This is a genomic window from Bowmanella yangjiangensis (assembly GCF_017255015.1).
Classification (GTDB): domain Bacteria; phylum Pseudomonadota; class Gammaproteobacteria; order Enterobacterales; family Alteromonadaceae; genus Bowmanella; species Bowmanella yangjiangensis.
Window position 1 is genome coordinate 1 of record NZ_JAFKCS010000098.1, and the last position, 2,718, is coordinate 2,718.

Sequence of the window (2,718 nt, forward strand, 5' to 3'; positions counted from 1 at the left end):
TTGTTGTAGGAGAAGTACCCTACCACCAGCGCGCTGGTCAGGTAGATGGCCCAGGGATGAAAGCCCCAATGGTACAGCGTCGCGCCCATCGCCGCGTGGGCGGCCTCCGGGGTGCTGGCGGTCACGTCCAGCGGTGTTTTCCACCAGGCGGTGTATTGCGCCACTGGCTCGGCGACGCCCCAGTACAGCAGGCCGACGCCCATGCCAGCGGCAAACATCATGGAGAACCAAGACAAGGTGCTGAATTCGGCTTTGGCGTCGCGCCCACCGAGACGCACCTTGCCCAGCGGCGACAGGGCCAGGCCGGCGCAGAACAGCACCGCCAGATTGCCCATGATGATGATGAACCAGTCGAAGTTCTTCAGGATCCAGCCCTTGATGCCTTCCAGCGTCTCACCGAAGACCACGGGATTGCTCAGCGCCAGGAGAACCAGCAACAGGATGATGGAGAAGGAAACAGGGAATATGACGCGATGGAAGTTCAAGCCGAGCACTCGAATATTGAAGTCTCGACCGACTATGTCTTCCGCAACCATAGGCTTCATGCACGCACCTCGATTTTGTTCTTGTAATAGTTTTCTCCGCATCCGGACTGGGCCCTGCAGGTGCAGTTGGCGGCTCGGTAATCGCTGCGGATGACCAATGGTCGAACAGGCTCGAATCCATCGACAAACCATTTAATCTGCGCAACTTATGACTTTTAATCATCAATATGGACGATCAATAAGGGAGCCAACTGAAAGCCTCAAAGCCATATCTATCGGGCGCTGTCGAGCCGACAGGCGGGAACCTTCCGACTCGTTGTTCAGACTGAGCTTTTCGCATCCACTCACGGATCAGGATGGATCGTTCAGAGCCTCTGGCTGGGTGCTTCCTCGACTCGCTCCTCCACACTGACCGCAGGTTCGATAACCGCAGCCAGGGTCGTGCAGGCAAGGGCATTGGGTGTGGCCTGATGCTGCAACGGTGCATCGTCCTGCAGGTGCTCGCCGGTCACGCGCCCCTGTCCCACGGCAACAGCCAGTACCGCCGCGCTGATGGCAAAGAACAGATAGAGGCTGGAGGGGCCAAAATGTCCCATTAGCGCACCGGCCAGCAGCGGGCCGATGCAGGCGCCCACACCGAAAGTAGCGAGCAACAGCCCCGCCAGCGATACGCGCAGACGTGGCTCCATGTTGTCGTTGGCCAGGGCCACGCCCAGCGGGTACAGGCAGAACTGCAAGAAACCGATGCACGCGCTGAACAGCAGCAGCACGCCGAACGACAGCCCCTGATAGAACGCCAGCGGCAGGCAGGTCAGGATCAGCAACGCCGCCACACCGCGAATCAGGCTGGCGCGTGGCAAGCGATCCGACAGCCAGCCCAGTGGCAGTTGTGCAAGCAGCCCAGCGGCAATCGCCAGGGCCATGAACTGGCCCACTTCGACCGTACTCAGGCCCTGGCGGCTGGCATAGATCGACGACAACCCATAGAAACCACCGTTGATCATCCCCGATATCAGTACGGTGAACAGCGACTGCGGCACTCGCTGCAAGAACAGACGCAGATCGACCGGCTCGGAGCCCGGTATGGTCGGATGGGTACTGCGGGTCAGCGCTACCGGCACCTGGCTCAAGGCGAAGGCAATGACCACGCCGAGCAGCGCATGCAGACCGAGATTGCCGTCGATGCTCAGCGCCAGTTGACCGAGCATCATGCCGACGTAGGCCGCGACCATGTAGATGCCCAGCACCCTGCCGCGCTGATCGCTCTGCGCGCAGTCGTTGAGCCAGCTCTCCACCACCATCAGCTGGCACATCATCGCCACGCCGACGACAAAACGCAGCAACAGCCAGAGCGGCAACGCCTCATTGAAGGCATGCATCAGCACCGCCGCGCAGATGATGCCAGAGCAGGCCACGTAGGTACGAATATGACCGACACGACCGATCAGCACCTGGCCAACCTTGCCGCCGACCACCATACCCAGGGCATTGGCAGCCATCAGCGCGCCCCCCCAGAACTCGGCGACGCCGCCAGCAGTCAGGCGCAGCGCCAGATAGGTCATCAGCAGGGTCGAGCCGAGCTGCATCAGCAGGCTGGCCAGATAGAGTGCAGCGAACGCCTGGGTCAAGCCGAGCAATTGCTCACCCCTTTATCAAGGACAACCACCACGCCTGAGTCGGGCGCGCAGCAAAACGGGACGATCGGCAACCCTCCCAGCGGGCGAACCCGATGCCGACATTCGGCGAGATCTCGTTGCTGATCACCCGCACGGGAGGAGCTCTGGGTCGATGGTGATCGACCGGCTACGCCAGGCCTTTCCCGGAAAGGACCCGACTCATAGCCCGCCCCGACTGTTCCAGACGCGCCGACAGCGTTGTGGTGGTCCGGGTCGAACGACTCGCGGGAGAGATGGCTGAACGGTACATCGGCCAATTGCGGGCAGTACGCCAGGAAAGCCTTGCGATGCTCGGGGCATACCGACTCGCGCAAGGCGCCGTTGCGGCTCTTGCCGTTCTTGGGCATGTGCTTGCAGATGTTACGGATGATCAGACGGCGATCCTGGGTCATGCACACCATGGTGCCCTCCTCCAACACTGATTGTGGTCCCCCAATCACAGCCAGTCCGTTTGCCACGGGTAGTGCGACAGGGCTTCGCAGCCGTTGGCGGTGATCAGTACCTGCTGCTCCAGCTTGATGCCCTCCTTGCCGCCCTGCTCGCCGATATAGCTCTCC

3 protein-coding genes are annotated in these 2,718 nt (G+C 61.4%); all 3 read right to left on the reverse strand.

The annotated features are described in order from the left end of the window. Positions 1 to 545, reverse strand: a 545-nt coding sequence (locus J0A65_RS22055; protein ID WP_206596473.1) for a BCCT family transporter, incomplete at its 3' end; no start/stop codon positions are given. 305 nt (positions 546 to 850) lie between these two features. Beyond that, positions 851 to 2,122, reverse strand: coding sequence for an MFS transporter (locus tag J0A65_RS22060; RefSeq protein ID WP_206596474.1), 1,272 nt, complete (start codon positions 2,120 to 2,122; stop codon positions 851 to 853). Beyond that, positions 2,110 to 2,562, reverse strand: coding sequence for a hypothetical protein (locus J0A65_RS22065; RefSeq protein WP_206596475.1), 453 nt, complete (start codon positions 2,560 to 2,562; stop codon positions 2,110 to 2,112). Before J0A65_RS22065 ends, J0A65_RS22060 begins: the two co-directional genes overlap by 13 nt. Positions 2,563 to 2,718 lie beyond the last annotated feature (156 nt).

Coding starts and splice junctions, on each gene's coding strand:
- J0A65_RS22065 (WP_206596475.1), bottom strand. CDS start 2,562: ATGGTGTGCATGACCCAGGATCGCCGTCTGATCATCCGTAACATCTGC.